This window comes from Polaromonas sp. UBA4122 (genome assembly GCA_002381615.1).
Lineage (GTDB): Bacteria > Pseudomonadota > Gammaproteobacteria > Burkholderiales > Burkholderiaceae_C > Polaromonas.
Genome location: DFWY01000001.1, coordinates 1 through 24176, shown reverse-complemented (window position 1 = coordinate 24176; position 24176 = coordinate 1). Strand labels below are relative to the sequence as shown.

The window sequence follows — 24176 nt, the reverse complement described above, 5'->3', positions numbered from 1 at the left end:
CATGAAACTCATCATCCTCGACCGCGACGGCACCATCAACTGCGACCGTGATGATTTCGTCAAAACACCCGACGAATGGATACCGCTGCCCGGTGCGCTGGAGGCGATTGCGCGGCTCAACCATGCGGGCTGGCATGTGGTGATCGCGTCCAACCAGTCGGGTCTGGGGCGGGGCTTGTTTGACGTGGCTTCACTCAACGCCATACACGCCAAGATGCACAAGCTGCTGGCCGCCGTCGGCGGACGGATTGATGCGGTGTTTTACTGCCCGCACAGCCCGGAAGAAAGCTGCCACTGCCGCAAGCCGCTGCCGGGGCTGTTTGAACAGATCGGTGCGCGTTTTGGCGTGCCGCTCAAGGAGGTGCCCGCAGTCGGCGACTCGCTGCGTGATGTGCAGGCGGGCGCTGCGGCGGGGTGCGAGCCGCACCTGGTGCTCAGCGGCAAGTCGGCGCACTACCGGGAAGATCGCGGGGGCGGGCAACCCGAAGGCTTGCCGGCGGGCACCCTGCTGCACCCCGATTTGTCGGCGTTTGTGGAGTTCATCCTGGAGCGCAGCGCCCGGTCTGTGTAGTTATCGCTATAAAAATAATAGCTGCTTGTGCCCGTCTTATATGGGCTAGAGCAGTTAAATACCATTAAAAATCTATTTGAAGCGCTAGCCGCTGCAAAATCGACCTGACCATCCACCCGAGCACCGGAACACCTGACATGCCCCTGATTCGATCCATCCTGCACATGCTGTGGCTGACCCTTACGGTGATCCCGTGGGCGCTTGCTGTCGTGATTGCCGCGCCGTTTTTGAGCAGTACCCGGATTTACTGGATGTGCGCCGCGTGGCTGCGCCTGGCGGTGAACAGCGGCACGCTGATTCTGGGCATCCAGAATCGCGTGACGGGCATGGAGAACCTGCCCACAGGCAAGACCAGCGCCGCCGTGTTGCTGGTCAAGCACCAGAGCACCTGGGAAACCTTTTCAATGGTGGCGCTGATGCCGCATCCGCTGGCCTATGTGTTCAAGAAAGAGCTGCTTTATGTGCCATTTTTTGGCTGGGCGATGGCGCGCATGGACATGATCCACATCGACCGCAGCCAGCGGGCTCAGGCCTTCAGCAAGGTGGTCGCGCAGGGCAAGCGGCTGATGAGCCAGGGCACCTGGGTCATCATGTTTCCAGAGGGAACGCGGATTGATCGCGGTCAAAAAGGCGTTTACAAATCCGGCGGCACGCGGCTGGCCATTGAGACCGGCGCGCCGGTGATTCCGATTGCAGTGACGTCAGGCAAATGCTGGCCGCGCAAGGCCTTCATCAAGACCCCGGGCGTGGTGGACTTTTCAATTGGCAAGCCGATCAGCAGCGTCGGTCGCAAACCTGACGAACTGATGCGGGAAGTCGAGAACTGGATCGAAGCTGAAATGCACCGGCTCGACCCGCAGGCCTATGCGGGCGGCGGCGCAGCGGCAGCCGGGACCCATGCTTAAGGCGTCTGAGCGGTCTTGTCCGGCAGCGCCCCGCTAAACTGCCATGATGCAAAGGCTTCTTCGGTTCACCCTGGATCTCTTTGAGCCGGCGCCTGCAGCGCTAGCGGCCCACCCTGTCAGCGCTGAAAAATTGCCAGATTTAGCAAGAAAAATGCCTCCAGTCCAGTCGGACCGGGATAAGTATGCTATTGAAACAGTAGCATATCAGGCGCCAGCCGGCCACCCGCTTCCCCTTCAAACCTTGCAGCAGGCCCTGGCGCCCGCCACCTTTGCCCACCCGCGCGCCACGCGTGAAGCCATGCTCAATGACATCGTGGTGGCCTATGAATTCAGGCGCAGCAAACGCCGCACCATCGGATTTTCGGTGGGCGCCAGCGGGCTTGCGGTGAGTGCGCCCAAATGGGTGCCGCTTTATGAAATTGACAAGGCCGTGCTGGAGAAGTCGGGCTGGATTCTCAAAAAGCTGCAACAGACCCGCGAGCGGCACGATCGGCTTGAGTCCGCGCGCATTGACTGGAAAGACGGCGCCACCCTGCCTTTCCTGGGCCAGCCGGTGAGCGTGGTGATCGATCCGCGCCATGCGTTTGCAGGCGTCGGCGCCGAACTCAAAACCAGCGCCGCCGAAGTTTTGACCCTGCATGTGGGTCTGCCCCACAGCGCCACGCCCGAGCAGATCCGCGATGCCGTGCAAGCCTGGTTGATGCGCCAGGCCAAGCGGATTTTTACCGAGCGACTGGATCATTTCGCACCGCATCTGGGCGTGCAGTGGCGCAAGCTCAGCCTTTCCAGCGCAGGCACGCGCTGGGGCAGCGCCAGTGCCGACGGCTCGATTCGGCTGAACTGGCGGCTGGTGCACTTCAGGCCCTCGGTGATGGACTATGTGGTGGTTCACGAGCTGAGCCATTTGCGGGTCATGGACCACAGCCCGCGCTTTTGGGACACCGTGCGCGCGGTGGTGCCCGACTACGCGGAATTGCGCGGCCAGCTCAGGGATGATGCCATTCCGCGGTGGTGATGCCGAGAGTTGAGGTTTCCAGATGCGGGTGCAGAGGGCTGCGAGGGAAATTACCGTAGTAAAAAGCAGTATAAAGTCACATAAATTGGTAATATATTCATCATAAATCATCATAAATCATCATAAATTATTAAAATTACTAAAATTGACAAGCGCGCTTTAAAAGGGATTCCATGAACGATAAGTTGATACTCGTGGTTGAAGACAACCCCGATCACTTGGAGTTGGCCGTGTTGACGCTGGAAGAGCACGGTGTATCCGCTGAAATCGTAGTGGCCCGCGATGGCGCCGAAGCGCTGGACTTCCTGTTTGGACAGGGCCGCCATGCCGGCCGTGACACCCACAAGCAGCCGACATTCATCCTGCTCGACTTGAAGCTGCCCAAGCTGTCAGGGCTGGATGTGCTGCGCAGGGTGCGAAGCAATCCGCTCAGCGCGCTGGTGCCTGTGGTCATGTTGACGTCTTCCAGCGAACGCTCTGATATGGTGGCTTGTTACCAGAGTGGCGCCAACAGCTTTGTTTGCAAACCGGTCGATTTCGGAGAATTCACCCAAAAGATCAATCGCCTGCAGGCCTACTGGCTCGACGTCAATGAATCCGTTGCGGCGGTTTGACGCTCCACGCCGCACCCCTTGAAAGTCTGACGCGATGAAGATCACGCTGCGGACCCGCCTTGTCCTGCTGGCGCTGGCGGCCATTGTCCCGCTGTTCGGCCTGTCGATGGTCGAGGCCTGGTGGCAGGAAGACGCCGCCATCAGCCGGGCCTCTGACAATCTGAAGGTCGCGGCCTCATTGCTGGCGGCCAACCAGGAACGGGTTGCCGCCTCGGCGTACCAGCTGCTGCTGGCGATCGCCAATGCGCCGGGGCTGGCGGATGGCAAAACCGCGAACTGCCAGCGTTATCTCAAAACCCTGAAAGACCAGCTTCCGGTATATGCCAATCTGGGCGTCATGGGTCTTGACGGGTACTTTCTCTGTCGTGGCCTGGGCAACGGCAAGACCCTGTTTGCTGGGGACAGGGATTATTTTCAGCAGGCCGTGGCGCGGCGCGGTTTTGTGACCGGTGGGTACTTTATGGGCCGGGCAACTGGAAAACCGGGCCTCCCCTTTGCAATGCCCGTGATGAACAGCGAGGGAAAGGTCACCGCTGTAGTCTTTGCCTCCGTTGACCTCAACGAGATGTCGAAAGCGCTGGCCGATGCGCCCTTGCCGCCCGATGCTCGTCTTGTGATCATGGACCGCCAGGGAATAGTGCTGGCCGTCAATCCCTCAAATCCTGCAATGGTCGGTCAGCAGGTGCCGAGCCCGTTCCTTCAGGACGCGGTCAAAACCATGCGCACCGGTGTTGGCGAAGGCCTTGATGGTGAAGGTCGCCAGCGGATTTTTGCCTTCCTGCCGGCCGGAAAATCCGCGGACTTCCCTTTCTTTGTGGCGGTCAGCGTGGACAGGGCCGGGGTAATCGGGCCCCCTCTAAAGGAGCTGGGGCTGGAGTTCCTGCTTCTGGCGCTGCTGGGCTTTCTCGGCGGGTGGCTTGCCTGGATGATGGGCGGTCGCGCCATCGTGAAGCCCACTACGGAACTTCTTGAGGCAACCCGGCAGGTCCAGCAGGGCCGGCTGGATGTGCGCATCCCGATCCGCGCGGGGGATGACGCGGGGGAGTTTTCCAGAATCGCCGCCGGATTCAACCGCATGGCCGGGTCTTTGCAGACGCAGCGCGATGCGCTGGAGGCTGAGCTGGCGCGCAGCCAGGCGGTCCAGGAAAAATTGCAGGACGCGCAACGCCTCGGGCGCATCGGTTACTGGCAGAGTGACCTCGATACCCGGATGGTCTGGTGGTCCGATGAGGTCTACGACCTGCTGGGCGTGGACCGCGCACTTCTTGGCAACACCTATGACGAGTTTCTTCAGTGGGTCCATCCGGACGACCGTGAGGCTTATAAATCCGGGCGCAACGCTGCCGTTCACGCCGGCATGTCGCGGAACGTTGAGTACCGCGTCGTCACGTCTGCCGGCGAGGTGCGCTGGATTCATCAGTTCGGCCGGGCCCATGTCAACGCTGAGGGCGAGCAGGGGAGGCGCCGCGCTGGTGTGCTTCAGGACATCACGGAACGCAAGCTGGCGGAACTGGCCGTAGTCCGCAACACCGAAATGCTGAACCGCACCGGGGCGCTGGCCAAGGTGGGTGGGTGGGAACTGACCATGGAAACCATGACGCTCTGCTGGTCTGATGAGAATTACCGCATTCGTGAGCTTGATCCAGGGGCAGGCGTCGGGCTTGAGGGCGCTATAAGTTTTTATGCGCCTGAAGCGCAGCCGGTGATGAGGGCCGCGATCGAGGCAGCGATTCAAGATGCAAGCTCCTGGGACCTGGAACTGCCGATGATCACTGCAAAAGGGCGGCGCATCTGGGTTCGCACAAAGGGCTGCTCGCTGTTGCAGGACGGCAAGGTGGTGCGCCTCGTCGGTGCACTGCAAGACATCACCGAGCAGCACGAATCGCAGGCGCAAATGCGCCTGCTTGAAACCTGCATTTCCCACCTGAACGATATGCTGGTGATCACCGAACCCGGGTCTTTGGAGGAGCCGGACCAGCGCATCGTTTTTGTCAATGCCGCCTTTGAGCGCCACACAGGCTATAGCCGCGAAGAGGCGCTGGGTAAAGCACCGGGCATCATGTGGGGGCCCAACACCCAGCGGGCAGAGCTCGACCGCATCCGTGCGGCGCTCCAAAAGCGGCAGCCCGTGCGGGCCGAGTTGATCAACTACACCAAGAGCGGGGAAGAGTTCTGGCTCGAACTCGATATCGTTCCCGTTGCCGATGCCACAGGCGGGGTTACCCATTGGGTGAGGGTCGGGCGCGACATTACCGAGCGCAAGCAAACGGAAGAGATGTTCCGGAAATCGAATGATTTGCTTAAGGGCATCGTGGAAAATGCGCCTATCCGCATCTTCTGGAAAGATTTGGAGTTGCGCTATCTCGGCGGCAACACTGCATTTGCGCACGATGCCGGTTTGTCGAATACGAAAGAGTTGATCGGCAAGGACGATTACCAGATAGCGTGGCGCGAGCAGGCCGATCGGTACCGGGCGGACGACAGACGCGTGATCGATTCGGATATGCCGAAGCTCGGCTATGAAGAGCCGCAAAGCACGCCGGACGGGCACACCATCTGGCTGCGGACTTCCAAGGTACCCATCCACGATGCTGCAGGAAAAGTGAACGCCTTGTTGGGTATTTACGAGGATATCACTGAGAGGAAGCTTGCCGAGCAGGCGCTTATTGACAGCGAGCAGCGCTATGCGGCGCTGTTTGAGGCGGCGCCGGTGCCCATGTGGGTGTACGACATCGCCACCACACAGTTCCTGGCGGTGAACAAGGCGGCCATTCAAGGCTACGGTTATTCGGTCAAGGAGTTCTTGGCGATGACAATTTTCGATATTCGCCCCGAGGCAGAGCATGGCCGTTTGCGACAGTTGCTGGCCGAACAAGTACGCTGGCGAAAGGGAAACTGGCAGCACCGCCGCAAAGACGGTTCGGTGTTTCCGGTGGAGGCCTTTTCGAAGTCCGTGCAACATGCCGGCCGCGCGGCGCGCTTTGTCGTGGCGCTGGACATCAGCGACCAGGTTAAAGCTGAAAAGGATGTGCAGGATTACCTGTTCACGCTGCAGCGCGCCACCGACGCAGCCCAGGCCATCACCTGGCACCATACGCTGCAAGGCACGCTGCAAGAGGTGGCAGAACAGGCGCGCGGAGTGATAGGCGCGCACCAGGCGCTGATAAGCCTCACGACTGGCGGCGACTGGACGCAGGCCATCCACGCCCTTTCACTGTCCGAGAAATATGCGCAATACCGCGACCTGATCGAACCCGTGGACGGCAGCGGTATCTACGCCCTGGTCTGCGAGAACAACCGCCCTCTGCGCATGACGCAAGCCGAGCTCGCAGCGCACCCGCGCTGGCGCGGCTTTGGCAGTTATGCCGGCAAGCACCCCGCTATGCGGGGCTGGCTGGCGATACCGCTGACGGGGCGAGAGGGCAACAACATCGGGCTGCTGCAGCTGTCTGACAAATACGAAGGCGAGTTCACGCAACAGGATGAGTATGTCGCGATGGAGCTGGGCCAGCTGGCTGCAAGCGCAATAGACAATGCCCGACTGATCGAAGAGGTCGGCCAGCTCAATACCGGGCTGGAGAAAAAAGTTGCCGAGCGCACCGTCGCGCTGGCGCGCCAGGAGGCCTTGTTCCGTGCAGTAGCCGAGCAGGCGCCGCAGGTGGTGTGGACCAAAGACCCGGACGGGAACCTGACCTATTTCAACCGTGCGTGGTTGGACATGATGGGCGGCCAGTTGGAGGACTGGACCGGTAGTACCCAAGCAGCCTATGCCGCCATTCATCCAGACGACCTGCCCGACGTCAAGGCGCGTTGGGAAGCGGCCAGTGCGAGCCGGTCCGACTACGCGGGTATCCGGCGTCTGTGGGCCAAGGATGGCAGCTACCACACCACGAGCTACCGGGCGTCACCCGTGCTTGACAAGCAGGGTGAGCTGGCCTTCTGGGTCGGTATCGACTCGGACATCACCGAGATCAAGGCCATCGAAGCGGCCTTGCGCCTGTCGAACAAGGAACTCGAAGCCTTCTCGTATTCGGTCTCTCATGATCTGCGCTCGCCGCTCAATACGATTAACGGCTTCAGCCAGTTGCTGGTAAAGCAGCTCGGTGACATCGGCAACGACAAGGCGCGGCATTACCTGTCGCGCATCCAGGCCGGTGTGGCGCAGATGGGGCAATTGATTGCAGACCTGTTGTCGCTCGCGCAGGTGTCGCGCGTGCAATTGCGCCATGAGCCGGTGGACCTGTCGGTGCTGGCCCGCAGCATTCTGGGTGAGTGGCAGGCGCGCCAGCCTGAGCGCCATGTGGCGCTTCACATTGAAAGTGGCCTGCAGGCCCAGGGTGATGCGGGGCTGGTCCGGGTGGTGATGGACAACCTGCTGGGCAATGCCTGGAAGTTCAGCTCGCAACAAGCCCAGGCCGAGATCAGCGTCGGCCAAAAAACCGATGCTGCAGGATTGCCGGTATTTTTTGTGCGTGACAACGGCGCCGGCTTTGACATGGCCTATGCCGACAAGCTTTTCAAACCGTTTCAGCGTTTGCATGCGGTTTCGGAGTTTCCTGGAACTGGCATTGGGCTGGCAACGGTGAGCCGCGTGATCGCGCGGCACGGCGGCCAGCTATGGGCTGATGCCGCACCCGGGCGCGGGGCCACTTTTTTCTTTACGCTGCCCAAAGTGCCGGTTGCTGTCTGAGCGCAGCCACCTTACCCCGCCATACGCCCCGATTTTTCCAGCATTGATGTCGTTCGTGACTCGTTTGAACTGATTAAAATGGCATAAATGAAAAATGTTACAAACTCGGTGTGCGGCCATGTCGTCTGAGCCTAAATCCTTCGAAGCTGCCATTACGGCCCCAGACTTTTCCAGCGAGGATTACTGTGGCACGAGCTATGCGGCCAAGCTCCTGGGCTTGTCGGTCGCCACCGTGCAGTCGCTGGTTGAAAAAGGGGAAGTCGAAGCCTGGAAAACGCTGGGTGGCCACCGCCGCATTGCCCTGCAGTCCCTCAATGCCTATCTGGCCAAAAACAGCCCGAAACTTGCGCGGGTCGATACCGACCCCAAGCATCGTTTGCGCGTGCTGATTGTGGAGGACGATGAAAGCACCCGGGACTTGTACCGCTGCCAGTTTGAGGAATGGGATTTGCCAATAGATTGCACCTGGATGCCCTCGGCACTCGATGCCTTGATGGACATTGCCAGCATGCGGCCGGATTTGCTGATCACCGACTTGTCCATGCCCGGCGTGGATGGCTTCGAAATGTTGAAAGCCCTCAAACGTAACCAGCAATTGGCGGACATGCAGATCGTTGTGATCAGCGGCCTGCAAGCTGAGGCGATTGATGCGCGGGGCGGTCTTCCACCGCATGCCGACCTGCTGCAAAAACCGGTTAACTTTGACTGGTTGCAGGGCTATCTGACCGCGCTGGTGGCGGCCAACGCCAAGTGGCGTTAGCGTGATGTTCGTCGGTCGCACCCCGCTCTGAAGACGCGCAGCCAGACCGCAACCCATGCGCCGACTCTTAAGCAAACTCAAGATGAATCAGCCGGGCAGACTGCCCGAGCGCAGCGCGCAAGGGGTGGCGGCCCGGCGGCTGGGGCCAGACTGCGGCCAGCAAGGCGGGGATCCGCAGGCGGAGCCAGTGGCGCTGGCTTGGGGGCCTCTGGACTTGGCCGAGGGTGTCGTGCTGCTCGACGTGAGTGGAAAAATCACTGAGGCCAATGACCGGGCGCTTGAGTTCTTGCACTGCACGCTGCCGGCCGTGTCAGGACGTGATTTCTGGGATGCCGTGCCGGAAGAAATTGCAGAGCAGCATCAAAGCGCCACGGACAAGGCACTGAGTTCTTCGGCGCGGCATGCCTTTGTTGCCAATCAAACCTTTGAGGGCAACTGGGTCGAATATACCTTCAGGCGGCAACCCTCGGGGTTCATTGTCAACCTCAGGGACGTGTCCTCCACGCAAAGGCTGCAGCAGTCGCTGGAGGACAGCGAGCGCTATAACCAGCTGATTTTTGAGTCCAACCCCAACGCGATGTGGATCTTCGACGGCGTCTCGCTGCGGATTCTTGCCGTCAACCAGGCAGCCGTCAGGTTTTACGGCATTGGGCGCAAGGAGTTCGTGAAACTCAGCCTGGGTGCGCTATTCCCCGATGGGGAGGGCGCCGCGCTGCTGAACTCCCTGGGTTCCAGCCAGGAGGGCAGGGACCTCCAGCCCGAGCTGCGACTGTGCAAGCAGCGGAAAATGGATGGGCAACTGGTATTGGTCGAACTGGCCTGGGGCCGCTTTAACTGGCATGGCCACCAGGCCGTTCTGGTGAGCCTGGCGGACGTCACTGAGCGCTACCTTGCCGACGGTGCCCTGAGACGGGTCAATGCAGTGCTGGAGGAGGAGATGGCAAGACAGCAAAGCGAGCTGAACAACACCCAACGCGATTTGGCCGCCTTCACGCAGGCGATGTCCAGCGACTTGCAGGACTCCTTGCATGTGGCCAATGGTTTCGCGGCGAGGCTGGCGGAAAAGTATTCGGCGGTGCTGGACGAGCAGGGGCGGCATTATGTCAGCCGCATTCAGGCCAGCACCCGCCAGTTGGCCAGGCTGATTGACGACTTGCGAACGCTGGTTCAGCTGCCGCAGCGGTCCGGAACTATTGAAAAGATCGATTTGCTGCCGATATGCAATGCCCTCATCGCCGATTTGCGCAAACGGGACCCGGGCCGGGTCGTGATGTTCGAGATGGAGACCACTCTGCCGCTGGCAGGCGACAAGAGGCTCCTGGTGACGGCCTTGGTGTGCTTGCTGGAAAATGCCTGGAAGTTCACGTCCAAAAAGACCGAGGCATGGATCAAGGTGGCGCTACTGCCTGGCAAAACACCCGGCGAGCTGGTGTTGCAGGTGACGGACAACGGCGCCGGTTTTGATGCGGCCTACAGCGCCAAACTTTTCACGGCGTTTCAGCGCTTGCACTCGTCCGCCGACTTTTCCGGCAATGGCCTGGGTCTGGCGATTGTCAAGCGCGTTGCCGCAAGACACGGTGGCCACGTATGGGCTGAAACCAGCGAGCAGGCCGGTGCCAGTTTTTTCATGGCGTTTCCGCAAGGTGCAGCAAGCGACCTTTAAGGTCTGTCAGGCCGCGCTGAAGCGGTAAATCCCGTCACGGTCCAGTGTCCGCTGCAATTGGCCGTCAAACCACAGTAAATGCAGATGCGCAATGGACTCGCCCATCGCGAAAGTGGTCTGGTGCAAGTCGAGCTTGCGTTTGAACATGACGGGCAGGATGTCTGCTGCGCTGCAAGGGCTGGCCGTGCAGGCCTGCATCACTTCGGCCAGACGGTCCCGGTGGTGCTCTTTCAGTTGCTTGATTCGCGTAGGCAGCCCACGGAAAGGTTTCCCGTGCGAGGGCAGGGTCAGCGTGTCCGGGTCCAGAGGGATGAATTTGTCGATGGACGCCAGAAACAGGGCAAGCGCGTTGGATTCGGGCTCCATGTCGTAGACGCTCACGTTGGTGGAAATGCGCGGCAGCACCATGTCGCCGCTGATCAGAATTCCAGCTTCGGCGCAGTACAGTGCGATGTGCTCCGGGGCATGGCCATAACCGCTGATGCAGCGCCAGTCTTTCCCGCCAATCCTGATGACCTGCCCCTCCATCAGGCGGCAAAAGCTGTCCGGCACGTTGGGCACCATGCCCGGGTAATAGCGGGTCCGGCCCCGGATTTTTTCGAGGGATTCCGGATCGGTCAGCCCATGCGCGGCAAAAAACCGGGCCGCGCTGTCTCCGCCAAAGCCCGTGGTGCTGCTGGAGCCGATGCGTGCGGAATAGTAGTCGGTGGCGCTGATCCACAAACGGCACACCTGCTGCTCCGTGGTCCAGCGCTGGCAAAGCCAGTGCGCCAGGCCGATATGGTCCGGGTGCATGTGGGTCACGATGACGCGCAGAATCGGCAAGCCTTCCAGCTGGGTGGTAAAAATGGCTTCCCATTGCGCTTTGGAGGCCTCACTGCTGATGCAGCAGTCCACGACGCTCCAGCCCTGGCGTTTGCCGCCCGTCTGGTTCGGGTCATCAATCGCATCGCGCAGCAACCACAGGTTGATATGGTCCAGCGCAAACGGCAGCGCCATGCGTATCCACTTGATGCCCGGCGCAATCTCCAGGGCCGTGCCCGTCTCGGGCAGGGTAGTGCCAAACGGATAGTCAAGTTGCTGTTCGAGGAGGTTCATTCAGTATTCACGGTATATTTGACGTTTACGTAAACGTCATAGCTAATCGATTGTAGGGATGGCGCGGGCATCGCGCTGTCGCCTCTGCCTCTGTCTGCTTCTGTTTGTACTTTCCTTCTCATCATGGCCACCACCTACACCATCAGCGATCTTGCAAAAGAGTTTGACCTGACCACGCGCGCCATGCGTTTTTACGAAGACATGGGCCTGCTGCAGCCCCAGCGTGAGGGGCCGGGCGGGCGCAACCGCGTGTACACGGCGCGGGACCGCACGCGGCTCAAGCTCACGCTGCGCGCCAAGCGGCTGGGTCTGTCGCTGGTGGAGGCCAAGGAAATCATCGACTCCTATGACAGCCCGCGCGACACAGCCCCGCAACTCAAGAAATTTCTGGCCGTGCTGACCGAGCACCGCAAGAAGCTGGAAGCGCAGATGCTGGACCTGCAGGCCAATCTGGACGAGATTCGCACCCACGAAAAAGAAACCAAAGCGCTGCTTGGCAAAGCGCAGAAGTCAACATAGGCCATAATTGACCGCAATTGACGTTTACGTAAACGTCAATCAAACAAGCGCCTCTAAACATCGCCAGAACACCTCCCCAAAGGCTATTCACATGGACGCACCCAGCACGCCGTCAGAGCTGTTCCGGCGCATCGAAGCGAGCTTTTTACGCCAGGGCCTGATGCAGCAAACCATAGTCCCCGTTCCCAAAACCTATTAACCACTTGTTAACCACGCGCCCGGCAACTTGCCAGCACGCGCTTAACAGCCTTTAGCGAAAGACTTGAATCATGACCAACCTGCCAGGACTCAATTTCCAGCTCGGCGAAGATATTGACGCCCTGCGCGATGCCGTGCGCGAATTCGCACAGAGCGAGATCGCACCGCGCGCCTTTGATATCGATCGCAACGACCAGTTCCCGATGGACCTGTGGCAAAAAATGGGCGCGCTCGGCGTGCTGGGCATTACCGTGGGCGAAGAATATGGCGGCGCAGGCATGGGCTACCTGGCGCACATGATCGCCATGGAAGAGATCAGCCGCGCCAGCGCCTCGGTGGGCCTGTCGTATGGCGCGCACAGCAATTTGTGCGTCAACCAGATCAAACGCAACGGCACGGAAGAGCAACGCCAGAAATACCTGCCCAAGCTGATTTCCGGCGAACATGTCGGGGCGCTGGCCATGAGTGAGACTGGCGCCGGCAGCGACGTGATCTCCATGAAGCTCAAGGCTGAGGACAAGGGCGGGCATTACCTGCTCAATGGCAGCAAGTTCTGGATCACCAACGGGCCGGACGCCGACACCCTGGTGGTCTACGCTAAAACCGAACCCGAGCTGGGCGCGCGTGGCGTCACCGCCTTTCTCATCGAAAAAGGCATGAAGGGCTTTTCCATCGCGCAGAAGCTCGACAAGCTGGGCATGCGCGGCAGCTCCACCGGCGAGCTGGTCTTCAACAACGTGGAAGTTCCGGCGCAAAACATTCTCGGTGGCCTGAACAGCGGGGCCAAAGTGCTGATGAGCGGGCTGGACTATGAGCGCGCCGTGCTCACGGGCGGGCCACTCGGCATCATGCAGTCGGTGATGGACAACGTCGTTGCCTACATCCATGACCGCAAGCAATTCGGCCAGAGCATTGGTGAATTTCAGCTGATTCAGGGCAAGGTGGCCGACATGTACACCGTGCTGCAGGCCGGACGCTCGTTTGCTTACACCGTTGCGAAAAATCTGGACCTGCTCGGCGTCGAGCATGTGCGCCAGGTGCGCAAAGACTGCGCTTCGGTGATTCTCTGGTGCGCTGAAAAGGCCACCTGGATGGCTGGCGAGGGCGTGCAAATTTTCGGCGGCAATGGCTACATCAACGAGTACCCGCTGGGGCGCCTATGGCGCGACGCCAAGCTCTATGAAATCGGTGCCGGCACCAGCGAAATCCGCCGCATGCTGATTGGTCGCGAGTTGTTTGCTGAAACGATGTGAAACCTTGCGGGACAGACCGCAGCGGCGAAGCCGCAAGCTCTGTCCCCAACTGATTAGATCTCGCAGACCGCAGCGTCAAAGCCGCCAGCTTTGTCGTCAACAGATTAAGATTGTTTGCATGACCGCATCCATTCAAGAGCTTTTCAGCCACAACCGCGCCTGGGCCGCGCAAATGGAGGCCGAGCGGCCGGGCTTTTTTACCAGCCTGGTCAAGCAGCAGAACCCCAGGTACATGTGGATCGGCTGCTCCGACAGCCGCGTGCCCGCCAACCAGATCACCGGGCTGGAGCCGGGCGAGGTGTTTGTTCACCGCAACGTCGCCAACATCGTGGTGCACTCAGACCTCAATGCCTTGTCGGCCATCCAGTTTGCGGTGGAGCGGCTCAAGGTGCGTGACATCATGGTCGTGGGCCACTACGGCTGCTCAGGCGTGCAGGCTGCGCTGGAAGCCGCCCGCATTGGTCTTGCCGACAACTGGATACGCCATGTTCAGGACGTACGCCACCGGCACCGCCAGTTGCTCGACAGCTTGCCCGAAGAGATGCGCGCCAACGCCCTGTGCGACATCAACGTGATCGAGCAGGTGGTGAACGTGTCGGTCAGCACCGTGATGGTGGACGCCTGGGCACGCGGCCAGAAAGTCGCTGTGCACGGCTGGACCTTTGGTGTGCATGACGGCCTGCTGCAGGATCTGCAGATGACCGTTTCCAGTCCCGACCAGCTGGATGCCTTGTACCGCAAGGCCATAGACCGTGTCTGGGATGTCTGGAATGCGCTCCGCCAAAAGGACTAAGCATGTTTCCCCAGCGCCTCGACTCGACTGTTGCCTATGACATCGCCAAAGCGATGAGGGACGGATTCAACCGCCATTACCAGCTGTTCCGCACTGAGTCGGCGCGCGCCAAGCACCGCTTTGAGACGGCAGATTGGCACGGCCAGCAACGCGCCCAGCGCGAGCGCATCGAGTTTTACGACCTGCGGGTGCGGGAAGCATCAACGCGGCTGGAGCGCGAATTCAAGGCGGGCGAGCAGTCCATGGACGTCTGGCATCAGGTCAAGCTGCATTACATCGGGCTGCTGGTCGATCACCACCAGCCCGAGCTGGCCGAAACCTTTTTCAATTCGGTCACCACCAAAATCCTGCACCGCAGCTATTTTCATAACGATTTCATTTTTGTCCGGCCAGCCATCAGCACCGAGTACATCGAAAACGACGAACCCACCGCGCGGCCGACCTACCGGGCCTATTACCCGACCCATGAAAGCATGCCCCAGACCATCGTCAGGCTGGTGCGTGATTTCAATCTGCGCCTCGAGTTTGAAGACCTCGAGCGCGATGCAGCTTACGTCCTGCAGGCCATGAACGAACAGCTGGGCGAGGTCAAGCTGCGCGCCAACTTTCAGATACAGGTGTTGTCGGGCCTCTTTTTCCGCAACAAGGGCGCTTACGTTGTTGGCAAAGTCATCAACGGTTTTAGCGAACTGCCGTTCGCCTTGCCCGTGCTGCACGGCCCCAGCGGAAAACTGGTCATCGACGCCGCGCTGTTTGGCGAGGATGACCTGCTGATCCTCTTCAGTTTTGCGCGTGCTTATTTCATGGTGGACATGGGCATTCCGTCGGCCTACGTGCAATTTTTACGCAGCATGATGCCGCGCATGCCGCGCGCGGAAATCTACAACGCGTTGGGCCTGGCCAAGCAGGGCAAGACACTTTTTTACCGCGACTTCTTGCACCACCTGCGGCATTCCACCGACAAGTTCCGCATCGCGCCCGGCATCAAGGGCATGGTCATGCTGGTGTTTGACCTGCCGTCGTTTCCATATGTCTTCAAGGTCATCAAGGACTACTTCCCACCGCAAAAAGAAACCACGCGCGAACAGATCAAGGGCAAATACCTGCTGGTCAAGCAGCACGACCGCGTGGGCCGCATGGCTGACACGCAGGAGTACAGCGAGGTGGCGTTTCCGCGCGATCGCTTTGATGACGAGCTGATTGCCGAGATTGAAAAGTTTGCGCCCAGCCAGCTTGAAATCAGTGACCGCGACGGCGACGGCAAGATGGAAGTGATCATCAAGCATGTGTACATCGAGCGGCGCATGATTCCGATGAACATTTACTTGCAGGAAGCGTTTGATGTCGGCGTCACCGAGCCCGCCGCAAAAGACCAGATTGAGCGCGCTGTGGTCGAATACGGCAACGCCATCAAGGACCTGGTCGCCGCCAATATTTTCCCGGGTGACATGCTGTGGAAAAACTTCGGCATCACCCGTCACGGCAAAGTCGTTTTCTACGACTACGACGAGATCGAATACATCACCGACTGCAAGTTCCGCCGGGTGCCGACGCCGCGCAATGAAGAAGAAGAAATGAACGGCGAGGTCTGGTATTCGGTCGGGCCAAAAGACATTTTCCCTGAAACCTTCGGGCCCTTCCTGCTGGGCAATGACGCCGTACGCGAAGTGTTCATGAAGCACCACGCCGATCTTCTCGATGCGGCCTTCTGGCAGAGCCACCAGGCACGGATTCAGGACGGCCATGTGTACGACGTGTTTCCGTATGAGCGCAGCAAGCGCTTTGTGGTCCTGCACGGCGGGGAGAACGCCGAGTGAACTGGCGCTTTGGGGCCCTGCGCGATACTTTGATTTTCATTGTCATTTTTCAAGGAGAAAACCATGTCTGATTCCATCGTTATCCTCGGTGCCGCCCGCACCCCCCTGGGCGCCTTTCTGGGCGATTTCGCCAGCCTTGCAGCGCACGACCTTGGCGGCGCCGCCATCAAGGCCGCCGTCGAGCGCTCAGGGTTGGCACCCGAAAAAGTGGACGAGGTGCTGTTCGGTAATTGCCTGATGGCGGGCCAGGGCCAGGCGCCTGCGCGGCAAGCCGGGTTCAAAGGCGGCCTGCCGGCCAGCACGGGCGCCGTCACCCTCTCCAAAATGTGTGGCTCCGCCATGGAAGCCGCCATGTTGGCGCATGACCAGCTCCTCGCGGGCAGCCGTGATGTGATGGTCGCCGGCGGCATGGAAAGCATGACCAACGCGCCGTATTTGCTGCTCAAAGGTCGCAGCGGCATGCGCATCGGCCATGACCGTGTTTACGACCACATGATGCTCGACGGCCTGGAAGACGCATACGAGCCAGGTCGCGCCATGGGCACCTTTGGCGAGCAGTGCGCCGACAAATACAACTTCACCCGCCTGGCGCAGGACGCCTTTGCGGTGGCCAGCGTGCAGCGCGCCAAGGAGGCCACGGCGTCTGGCGCCTTCAGGGACGAGATCACGCCGGTCACCGTGAAAGGACGTGCCGGCGACACCGTGATTTCCATCGACGAAGGCCCGGGCAAGGTCAAGCTCGAGAAAATTGCGACGCTCAAGCCCGCTTTCAGGAAAGACGGCACCATCACGGCAGCGTCCAGCTCGTCCATCAACGACGGCGCTGCAGCGCTGGTACTGACCCGCGCCTCCACCGCCAAAGCGCTGGGTGCCACGCCCATTGCACGCATCGTCGGGCACGCCACGTTTGCCCAGGCGCCCGAGTGGTTCACCACCGCGCCCGTGGGTGCCGTGAAAAAACTGCTCAAGAAAATCGGCTGGGCCGTAGCGGACGTGGACCTGTGGGAAGTGAACGAAGCCTTTGCCGTGGTCCCCATGGCCGCCATGAAAGAGCTGGGCATCAGCCACGACATCGTGAACGTGAACGGCGGCGCCTGTGCACTGGGCCACCCGATCGGCGCCAGCGGCGCCCGCATCATTGTCACGCTGATCTACGCGCTGAAGGCCAGGGGGCTCAAAAAAGGCATTGCCACGTTGTGCATAGGCGGTGGCGAGGGCACGGCGATGGCGCTTGAGTTGCTATAAATAATATAGCTAGCTGCGCAGGTAAACAAAGGGCTGGAGGTCAATTTGATACTCAATCAAGAGCAGGAGCTGGTTCGCGACGCCGTGCGCGCCTTTGCGCAAGAAGAACTCTGGCCCCATGCCGCGCGCTGGGACAAGGAGCACCATTTCCCGAAAGAGGCGCACCAGGGCCTGGCGGCACTCGGCGCCTACGGCATTTGCGTGCCCGAGGAATTCGGCGGGGCCAACCTCGACTACCTGACGCTGGCGCTGGTGCTCGAGGAAATCGCCGCTGGCGACGGCGGCACCAGCACGGCGATTTCCGTGACGAACTGCCCGGTCAATGCCATCCTCATGCGCTACGGTAACCTGGCGCAGAAAAAGCAGTGGCTCATAGCGCTGGCACAGGGCCGGATGCTGGGCGCGTTCTGCCTGACCGAGCCGCACGTGGGCAGCGATGCTTCGGCGCTCAAGACCACCGCGGTGAAAGATGGCGACGGCTACGTGATCAACGGCGTCAAGCAGTTCATCACCAGCGGCAAGAACGGCCAGGTGGCCATCGTCATTGCCGTCACTGACAAAGGCGCTGGCAAAAAGGGCATGAGCGCCTTTATCGTGCCGACCAATGCGCCCGGCTATTCGGCGTCACGGCTGGAAGACAAGCTGGGCCAGCATTCCAGCGATACGGCGCAAATCAACTTTGACAACTGCCGCATCCCGGCCGAGAACCTGATCGGTAGCGAGGGTGAAGGCTACCGGATTGCCCTGGGCGGACTCGAAGGCGGACGCATTGGCATCGCCGCGCAGAGCGTCGGCATGGCGCGCAGCGCGTTTGAATGCGCGCTGAGCTACGCCAAGGAGCGTCAAAGCTTCGGCACGGCCATTTTCAATCACCAGGCCGTCGGCTTCCGGCTGGCCGAATGCGCGACAAAAATTGAAGCAGCGCGGCAGCTCATCTGGCACGCCGCCAGCCTGCGCGATGCCGGCCAGCCCTGCCTGAAAGAGGCCGCCATGGCCAAGCTGTTTGCCAGCGAAATGGCCGAAGACGTCTGCAGCGCCGCCATCCAGACGCTGGGTGGCTACGGCTATGTGAGCGACTTTCCGGTGGAGCGCATCTACCGCGACGTGCGGGTCTGCCAGATTTATGAAGGCACCAGCGACGTGCAGAAGATCATCATCCAGCGGGCGCTGGCTTAACGCGTTTAACCATCAAGGAGAAGCAGCATGCCCATTACCAAAGGATTCCGTGCGCTGGTCGATGAGGCCATGGCGCAGGTCAAGACCTACTCGGTCGAAGAAGTTCAGGCCAGGCAGGCTGACCCCAAGGTGCAGATCGTCGACATCCGCGATGTGCGCGAGCTGGAGCGTGAAGGGACCGTGCCCGGTGCCATCCTCGCCCCGCGCGGCATGCTGGAGTTCTGGGTGGACCCGGCATCACCCTATTTCAAGCCGGTCTTTGGCGACGAGTCCAAGGAATTCATCCTGTTCTGCGGTGCGGGCTGGCGCAGTGCGCTGGCCACCAAGGCGCTGCGTGACATGGGCATGACCAACGTGGCGCACATCGACGGCGGCTTTGCCGAATGGGTGAAGCAGGGCGCGCCGACCGAAAGCCTGGAAGCGCACCGACAGGCCCATGCGGCGCGCCGTCACCCCAAAGGCTGAACGGCTCATGGCTGTGGACACTTGCCCCTGTGGCCGCGCCGATGCGCGCGGCCAGCCACTGGCCTGGGCCGCTTGCTGCGGCCGCTATCTGGACCATGACACACCGGCCCCCGACGCCGAAAGCCTGATGCGTTCGCGCTACAGCGCCTTTGTGCGGGGGCGGCGCGACTACCTGCTGGCCACCTGGCACGCCAGCACGCGCCCGCCGCAGTTGGAACTGGACGCGGCTGCGAAATGGCTGGGGCTTGACGTCCGTGCGCACCGTGTGCTGGACGCCGAGCACGCCGAAGTGGATTTTGTGGCACGCTGGCGCGAGGCCGGCCGGGCGATACGCCTGCACGAGCGCAGCCGCTTCCTGCGCGAGCAGGGCCGCTGGCTGTATGTGGACGGCGACCAGTTTTAAGCATGAAATATGCATCTAGCCCTTTAACGACGGGTATGAGCAGCTATCAAAAAAAGAGTAATCATGACGTTTGAAGCCGTGTTGTTTGACTGCGATGGCGTGCTGGTGGACAGCGAGCCCATCACCAACGGCGTGTTGCGTGACATGCTGGAGGAACGGGGCTGGTCGCTCACGCCCGAGGAATGCATGCGTTTTTTCGTCGGCAAATCGGTGCGCGACGAGCGCGCCGCCATCGAGGCGCGCACCGGCCAGCCGCTGACCGAGGACTGGATGAGCGAGTTCTACGTGCGGCGCAACCGCGAGCTGCAGGCCCGACTGCAGGCCATCGCGGGCGCGCACGAGGCCGTGGCCGCGGCGCATGCCCATGTGGCGCAGCGCATTGCCTGCGCGTCGGGCGCGGACCGTTTCAAGGTGGAAATGCAGCTGCTCCAGGTGGGGCTGATGGACTTCTTTGACGGCCGCATCTTCAGCGGCCACGAAATGCCGCGCTCTAAACCCGCGCCCGATGTGTATCTGGCCGCTGCGGCGCACCTGGGCGCATCAGGCCAGCGCTGTCTGGTGATCGAGGACACGCCCATCGGCGTGACGGCTGGGGTCGCGGCAGGTGCCACGGTCTGGGCCTATTGCCCCTTGCCCGAATACGGCCCGGCCTTGCGGCAGGCCGGTGCCAGCCACCTGTTCGGTCATATGGCCGAGTTGCCGCAACTGCTGGCGGCGGCCTAAACGGCCTGGTTTGTCGGCTGCTTGTTTAGTAGGCATCGTGTTTAACGGTTTTCCCTGTGCGGATGCACAAACTTGTCGACGGAAGCTGTGAACGAGCCGCCAACGTGGCACCTTGAGTGCGGGCGTTGGTTTCGGCACGTCGAGATTGCCGGAAAACCGGTGGGCCACGAAGGTGAGCACTCACGTCAAAGGCTGGCCCGAGCGCCTGAATTCGGCCGGGGATTCGCCCGTCCAGCCCCTAAAGGCGCGGATGAAGCTCTTTTCATTGTGAAAGCCCGCCGCCTCGGCCACCTGCTTGATGGGGCGGCCGGTGCGCAGCAGCAGCTCGATGGCGCGGCCCTGGCGCACCTCGTCTTTCAGGGCCTGCAGCGAGGCGCCTTCTTCCCTCAGCTGGCGGTGCAGTGTGCGCGGCGAAACATTGAGCAGGGCCGCCAGGGCGTCGGCGTTGTGGGTCTGCGCCGGATGGGCGGCCAGCGCCTGACGCACACGCTGTACCAGCAGCCGGTCGCGCCGGTACTGCAGCACCGTGAGCGGCAGTGCGCGCTGCAGCATCTGCTGCAGCGCGCGCTCGTCGCGCCGCAGCGGCAGGGCCAGGTAGCGCGTGTCAAAGCGGATGCGCGCCGGCGCGGTATCGAAGGAAGTGGGCCCTGAAAACAGCACGCCATAGACGCTCTGGTGCGGCGGGGCGGCAAACGGAAACTGCGCGCCCTGCAGTGGAATGCGCGAGTCGATCAGCCAGCAGGCCAGGCCGTGGATGTTGCGCAGCACCGAGACCAGGCAGAACTCGCGCAAAGCGCCCAGGTCGCGGTGTTCGGTGATGGACAGCATCGCCATGTCGCCCGTCACATTTAGCGTCAGCGTGATGTCGTCAGCAATCAGCCCGTGGTGCCGGCACCAGCGCTTGAGCGCCACGCCCAGGCTGGGTGCGCTGATCGAGGCGCGCGCCAGCATGCCGTAGCTGCCCCAGGGCAGGCGCCGGCTGAACCAGCCCAGCGCCTCGTCGTCCAGTTCCTGCATGGCGGCGCCGGAGATGCGCTCCATCTGCGAGGCGGTGATGCGTGATGCGGCATTGAGCAGCGAGGATGGCGCGATTTGTGCCAGTGCCAGTGCCTGGTCGGGGCTCAGGCTGCGGCGGTCGTAAGCCAGCACAATCGCCTGCACAAAAGCCATCGGCGTCACGGCGGGCGCGCCGGCGGGGCGGGGGCTGCCGGGGGCGGGTTGGGTCAGGCGGGGTGTCATGACATGAAGTGTGCCCATGGATGGCGCGATTTGCAACCTCCATGGCCAGTGTGGATCAGCTGGTGCTTCCATGCTTGCGCCATACTGTCCGAACCCGCCCGTGCTGGCGGCCGCAAGGAGACAACCATGAGCGCAGACCTTTCCGCATCGACTCCGCTGACACGCAGCCTCGCCCACGGCGCCACCGGCGTGCCGCTGATCGAGCAGCCTATCGGCGCCTTCTTCGACACCGTGGTGGCACGCCAGCCCGAGCACGAAGCGCTGGTGAGCGTGCACCAGCGCCGCCGCTACAGCTACCGCGAATTGCAGCGTGAAGCGAATCGCCTCGCCAGCGCCCTGCTGGGCCTGGGCTTGGCGCCGGGCGAGCGCATCGGCATCTGGTCGCACAACAACGCCGAATGGGTGCTGATGCAGCTGGCCACGGCCAAGCTTGGACTGATTCTGGTGAACATCAACCCGGCTTACCGCACGGCCGAAGTCGAATACGCACTCAACAAGGTCAATTGCAAGGCCCTGGTGAGCATGGCAAGCTTCAAGACCAGCGACTACCTCGGCATGCTGCGCGAGCTGGCGCCCGAGTGGGCGCACGCCCAGCCGGGACAGTTGGCATCCGGCAGACTGCCGCACCTGCAGACCGTGGTCTGGATTGACGAAGCGGGGCAGGGTGAAGAGCAGGCGGGGATGATGCGCTTTTCCGCCCTGATGGCAAGCGGCAATCCTGATGCCCCGAGGCTGGCCGACATCGCCGCCACGCTCAAGGCCAGCGACCCCATCAACATCCAGTTCACCAGCGGCACCACCGGCTTCCCGAAAGGCGCCACGCTGACGCATCGCAACATCCTGAACAACGGCTTCTTTATTGGCGAGGCCATGAAGCTCACACCGGCCGACCGCCTGTGCATTCCGGTGCCGCTGTACCACTGCTTCGGCATGGTGCTGGGCAACCTGGCGTGTTTCACGCATGGTTCCACCATCGTCTATCCCAACGACGGCTTCGATGCGCTGACCGTGCTGCAGACCGTGCAGGACGAACAATGCACCGGCCTGCACGGCGTGCCGACCATGTTCATCGCCGAACTTGACCATCCCCGCTTTGCGGAATTTGATTTGTCCACGCTGCGCACCGGCATCATGGCCGGCTCGCCGTGCCCGACCGAGGTGATGAAGCGCGTGATGACCGATATGCACCTGAGCCAGATCACCATCGCCTACGGCATGACCGAAACCAGCCCGGTGAGCTGCCAGAGCTCCATCGACACGCCGCTGGACAAGCGGGTGTCCACCGTGGGCCTGGTGCAGCCTCACCTGGAGGTCAAGATCGCCAACCCCGACAGTGGCGACATCGTTGCGACCGGGGTGTCGGGCGAGCTGTGCACGCGCGGCTACTCGGTCATGCACGGCTACTGGGGCGATCCGGCCCGGACGCAGGAAGCGATTGACGCCGAAGGCTGGATGCACACCGGCGACCTCGCCACCATGGACGCCGAGGGCTATGTCAACATCGTCGGCCGCATCAAGGACATGGTGATCCGCGGCGGCGAAAACATCTATCCGCGCGAGATCGAGGAATTCCTCTACCGTCACCCCAAGGTGCAGGATGTGCAGGTGGTCGGCTTGCCCGACAAGCGCTATGGCGAGGAGCTGTGCGCCTGGATCGTGATACGGCCCGGTGAAACGCTGAGCGAAGACGACATCCGCGCCTTTTGCAAGGGCCAGATTGCGCACTACAAAGTGCCGCGTTACATTCGCTTCGTGTCGGGTTTCCCCATGACGGTGACCGGCAAGATCCAGAAGTTCAAGATTCGCGACGAAATGAAAAACCAGCTGGGGCTGGAAGAAGCCAAAACCGCTTGAAAGAAACCGGATCAATGACCACGCTCGAAACCCAACTCAACGCCCGTTCCGTCGACTTCCAGGCCAATGCCGCCGCCATGCGGGCGCTGGTGGACGATCTCCATGTCCAGCTGGCCAAGGCCGCCGCAGGCGGTGGCGAGGCGGCTAGAGCCAAACACACGGCACGCGGCAAACTGTTGCCACGCGATCGCGTGCAGATGCTGCTCGATCCGGGAACGCCCTTTCTGGAACTCGCCCCACTGGCCGCCTTGGGGATGTATCCCGACCGTGATGGCAGCGACAGCGCACCTTGCGCCGGCTTGATTACGGGCATAGGCCGCGTCAGTGGTGTGGACTGCATGATCGTGTGCAACGACGCCACCGTCAAAGGCGGTACTTACTATCCCCTCACGGTGAAGAAACACCTGCGCGCGCAGGAGATTGCCCAGCAAAACAATCTCACCTGCATTTACCTGGTGGATTCGGGCGGCGCCAATTTGCCGAACCAGGACGACGTGTTTCCCGATCGCGACCACTTCGGCCGCATCTTTTTCAACCAGGCCAACATGAGCGCGCTGGGCATTGCGCAGATCGCCGTGGTGATGGGCTCCTGCACGGCGGGCGGCGCCTATGTGCCCGCCATGAGCGACGAAAGCATCATCGTGAAAGACCAGGGTACGATTTTTCTGGGTGGGCCGCCGCTGGTCAAGGCGGCGACGGGCGAAGTGGTCAGCGCCGAGGACTTGGGCGGTGGCGATGTGCACACCCGGCTGTCCGGGGTGGCTGATTACCTCGCGAAGAACGACATGCACGCGCTGGCGCTGGCACGCACTTCCGTCAGGAATTTGAATAAAAACAAGGCTGTAGCCGAGGCAGGACGGGCGCTACTAGCTCCTAAATTTATAGCGGAAGAGCTGTACGGCGTGATTCCAACGGACACCCGCAAGCCCTTTGATGTGCGCGAAATCATCGCCCGCATCGTCGACGGCAGCGAGTTTGACGAGTTCAAGGCGCGCTACGGCACCACGCTGGTCTGCGGTTTTGCCCAAATTGAAGGCATGCCGGTGGGCATCATTGCCAACAACGGCATCTTGTTCAGCGAGTCGGCCCTCAAGGCGACCCACTTCATCGAACTGTGCTGCCAGCGAAAAATCCCGCTGGTGTTTTTGCAGAACATCACCGGCTTCATGGTGGGC

The 24176-nt window shown here is 61.4% G+C and carries 20 protein-coding genes; 18 read left to right on the top strand and 2 right to left on the bottom strand.

Translation table 11 applies throughout. The features are described 5' to 3' along the window. The first annotated feature begins 1 nt into the window (after window position 1). From gmhB to B3F77_RS00070, 7 genes are all read left to right on the top strand, one after another. The gene (gene gmhB, locus B3F77_RS00100; protein ID WP_293602989.1) at window positions 2-571 is read left to right on the top strand and encodes a D-glycero-beta-D-manno-heptose 1,7-bisphosphate 7-phosphatase; all 570 of its coding nucleotides are present in this window, start codon (window positions 2-4) and stop codon (window positions 569-571) included. A gap of 137 nt (window positions 572-708) precedes the next feature. Then, window positions 709-1476 carry a lysophospholipid acyltransferase family protein gene (locus B3F77_RS00095; protein WP_293602988.1) on the top strand — a complete coding sequence of 256 codons (768 nt, stop codon included), beginning with the start codon at window positions 709-711 and terminating at the stop codon, window positions 1474-1476. Between the two features lie 43 nt (window positions 1477-1519). Further along, entirely contained in the window at window positions 1520-2491 is a 972-nt protein-coding gene (locus tag B3F77_RS00090; RefSeq protein ID WP_293602987.1) for a M48 family metallopeptidase, read from the top strand. A gap of 173 nt (window positions 2492-2664) precedes the next feature. After that, on the top strand, window positions 2665-3105 hold the full coding sequence (locus B3F77_RS00085) for a response regulator (protein ID WP_293602986.1): 441 nt from the start codon (window positions 2665-2667) through the stop codon (window positions 3103-3105). Window positions 3106-3139: 34 nt separating this feature from the next. Next, window positions 3140-7795, top strand: coding sequence for a PAS domain S-box protein (locus B3F77_RS00080; protein ID WP_293602985.1), 4656 nt, complete (start codon window positions 3140-3142; stop codon window positions 7793-7795). Between the two features lie 118 nt (window positions 7796-7913). Then, complete coding sequence (locus B3F77_RS00075; RefSeq protein ID WP_293602984.1) at window positions 7914-8555, top strand: response regulator; 642 nt, start codon at window positions 7914-7916, stop codon at window positions 8553-8555. A 55-nt stretch (window positions 8556-8610) separates the two neighbouring features. Continuing rightward, window positions 8611-10218: a sensor histidine kinase gene (locus tag B3F77_RS00070; protein WP_293602983.1), complete on the top strand. Its 1608-nt coding sequence runs from the start codon at window positions 8611-8613 to the stop codon at window positions 10216-10218. Between the two features lie 6 nt (window positions 10219-10224). Here B3F77_RS00070 and B3F77_RS00065 read toward each other — a convergent pair whose 3' ends face one another. After that, window positions 10225-11316, bottom strand: a complete 1092-nt coding sequence (locus B3F77_RS00065) for an MBL fold metallo-hydrolase (protein WP_293602982.1) — start codon at window positions 11314-11316, stop codon at window positions 10225-10227. A gap of 123 nt (window positions 11317-11439) precedes the next feature. Here B3F77_RS00065 and B3F77_RS00060 point away from each other — a divergent pair, with 123 nt between their 5' ends. The 9 genes from B3F77_RS00060 (at window position 11440) to B3F77_RS00020 (ending at window position 19908) form a co-directional block, all read left to right on the top strand. Continuing rightward, entirely contained in the window at window positions 11440-11835 is a 396-nt protein-coding gene (locus tag B3F77_RS00060) for a MerR family transcriptional regulator (protein WP_293602981.1), read from the top strand. 269 nt (window positions 11836-12104) lie between these two features. Continuing rightward, complete coding sequence (locus B3F77_RS00055) at window positions 12105-13286, top strand: isovaleryl-CoA dehydrogenase (protein ID WP_293602980.1); 1182 nt, start codon at window positions 12105-12107, stop codon at window positions 13284-13286. A gap of 118 nt (window positions 13287-13404) precedes the next feature. Next, window positions 13405-14079, top strand: coding sequence for a carbonate dehydratase (gene can / locus B3F77_RS00050; protein ID WP_293602979.1), 675 nt, complete (start codon window positions 13405-13407; stop codon window positions 14077-14079). A gap of 2 nt (window positions 14080-14081) precedes the next feature. Further along, window positions 14082-15896 carry a bifunctional isocitrate dehydrogenase kinase/phosphatase gene (gene aceK / locus B3F77_RS00045; protein ID WP_293602978.1) on the top strand — a complete coding sequence of 605 codons (1815 nt, stop codon included), beginning with the start codon at window positions 14082-14084 and terminating at the stop codon, window positions 15894-15896. 63 nt (window positions 15897-15959) lie between these two features. Then, the gene (locus B3F77_RS00040; protein WP_293602977.1) at window positions 15960-17141 is read left to right on the top strand and encodes an acetyl-CoA C-acyltransferase; all 1182 of its coding nucleotides are present in this window, start codon (window positions 15960-15962) and stop codon (window positions 17139-17141) included. Between the two features lie 45 nt (window positions 17142-17186). Then, the gene (locus tag B3F77_RS00035; protein ID WP_293602976.1) at window positions 17187-18317 is read left to right on the top strand and encodes an acyl-CoA dehydrogenase family protein; all 1131 of its coding nucleotides are present in this window, start codon (window positions 17187-17189) and stop codon (window positions 18315-18317) included. Window positions 18318-18344: 27 nt separating this feature from the next. Then, window positions 18345-18782, top strand: coding sequence for a rhodanese-like domain-containing protein (locus B3F77_RS00030; protein ID WP_293602975.1), 438 nt, complete (start codon window positions 18345-18347; stop codon window positions 18780-18782). 7 nt (window positions 18783-18789) lie between these two features. Further along, a complete protein-coding gene (locus B3F77_RS00025) occupies window positions 18790-19185 on the top strand; it encodes a YchJ family protein (RefSeq protein WP_293602974.1) in 396 nt (131 codons plus the stop codon). 63 nt (window positions 19186-19248) lie between these two features. Further along, window positions 19249-19908 carry an HAD family hydrolase gene (locus B3F77_RS00020; RefSeq protein ID WP_293602973.1) on the top strand — a complete coding sequence of 220 codons (660 nt, stop codon included), beginning with the start codon at window positions 19249-19251 and terminating at the stop codon, window positions 19906-19908. A gap of 180 nt (window positions 19909-20088) precedes the next feature. Here B3F77_RS00020 and B3F77_RS00015 read toward each other — a convergent pair whose 3' ends face one another. Next, a complete protein-coding gene (locus B3F77_RS00015; RefSeq protein ID WP_293602972.1) occupies window positions 20089-21147 on the bottom strand; it encodes an AraC family transcriptional regulator in 1059 nt (352 codons plus the stop codon). Window positions 21148-21273: 126 nt separating this feature from the next. On the opposite strand from B3F77_RS00015, the gene B3F77_RS00010 reads away from it, so the two are divergent. Both B3F77_RS00010 and B3F77_RS00005 read left to right on the top strand, forming a co-directional pair. After that, on the top strand, window positions 21274-23001 hold the full coding sequence (locus B3F77_RS00010) for an AMP-binding protein (RefSeq protein WP_293602971.1): 1728 nt from the start codon (window positions 21274-21276) through the stop codon (window positions 22999-23001). A gap of 14 nt (window positions 23002-23015) precedes the next feature. Further along, window positions 23016-24176 (top strand): carboxyl transferase domain-containing protein (locus B3F77_RS00005; protein WP_293602970.1); only part of this gene is annotated, 1161 nt, incomplete at its 3' end.

Bases quoted from the DNA above. Each gene is read 5' to 3' on its own strand.
- B3F77_RS00090 (WP_293602987.1), top strand. From the start codon at position 1,520: ATGATGCAAAGGCTTCTTCGGTTCACCCTGGATCTCTTTGAGCCGGCG.
- can (WP_293602979.1), top strand. From the start codon at position 13,405: ATGACCGCATCCATTCAAGAGCTTTTCAGCCACAACCGCGCCTGGGCC.
- B3F77_RS00060 (WP_293602981.1), top strand. From the start codon at position 11,440: ATGGCCACCACCTACACCATCAGCGATCTTGCAAAAGAGTTTGACCTG.
- B3F77_RS00020 (WP_293602973.1), top strand. From the start codon at position 19,249: ATGACGTTTGAAGCCGTGTTGTTTGACTGCGATGGCGTGCTGGTGGAC.
- aceK (WP_293602978.1), top strand. From the start codon at position 14,082: ATGTTTCCCCAGCGCCTCGACTCGACTGTTGCCTATGACATCGCCAAA.
- B3F77_RS00095 (WP_293602988.1), top strand. From the start codon at position 709: ATGCCCCTGATTCGATCCATCCTGCACATGCTGTGGCTGACCCTTACG.
- B3F77_RS00075 (WP_293602984.1), top strand. From the start codon at position 7,914: ATGTCGTCTGAGCCTAAATCCTTCGAAGCTGCCATTACGGCCCCAGAC.
- B3F77_RS00080 (WP_293602985.1), top strand. From the start codon at position 3,140: ATGAAGATCACGCTGCGGACCCGCCTTGTCCTGCTGGCGCTGGCGGCC.
- gmhB (WP_293602989.1), top strand. From the start codon at position 2: ATGAAACTCATCATCCTCGACCGCGACGGCACCATCAACTGCGACCGT.
- B3F77_RS00055 (WP_293602980.1), top strand. From the start codon at position 12,105: ATGACCAACCTGCCAGGACTCAATTTCCAGCTCGGCGAAGATATTGAC.
- B3F77_RS00085 (WP_293602986.1), top strand. From the start codon at position 2,665: ATGAACGATAAGTTGATACTCGTGGTTGAAGACAACCCCGATCACTTG.
- B3F77_RS00025 (WP_293602974.1), top strand. From the start codon at position 18,790: ATGGCTGTGGACACTTGCCCCTGTGGCCGCGCCGATGCGCGCGGCCAG.
- B3F77_RS00010 (WP_293602971.1), top strand. From the start codon at position 21,274: ATGAGCGCAGACCTTTCCGCATCGACTCCGCTGACACGCAGCCTCGCC.
- B3F77_RS00015 (WP_293602972.1), bottom strand. From the start codon at position 21,147: ATGACACCCCGCCTGACCCAACCCGCCCCCGGCAGCCCCCGCCCCGCC.
- B3F77_RS00070 (WP_293602983.1), top strand. From the start codon at position 8,611: ATGCGCCGACTCTTAAGCAAACTCAAGATGAATCAGCCGGGCAGACTG.
- B3F77_RS00040 (WP_293602977.1), top strand. From the start codon at position 15,960: ATGTCTGATTCCATCGTTATCCTCGGTGCCGCCCGCACCCCCCTGGGC.
- B3F77_RS00030 (WP_293602975.1), top strand. From the start codon at position 18,345: ATGCCCATTACCAAAGGATTCCGTGCGCTGGTCGATGAGGCCATGGCG.
- B3F77_RS00065 (WP_293602982.1), bottom strand. From the start codon at position 11,316: ATGAACCTCCTCGAACAGCAACTTGACTATCCGTTTGGCACTACCCTG.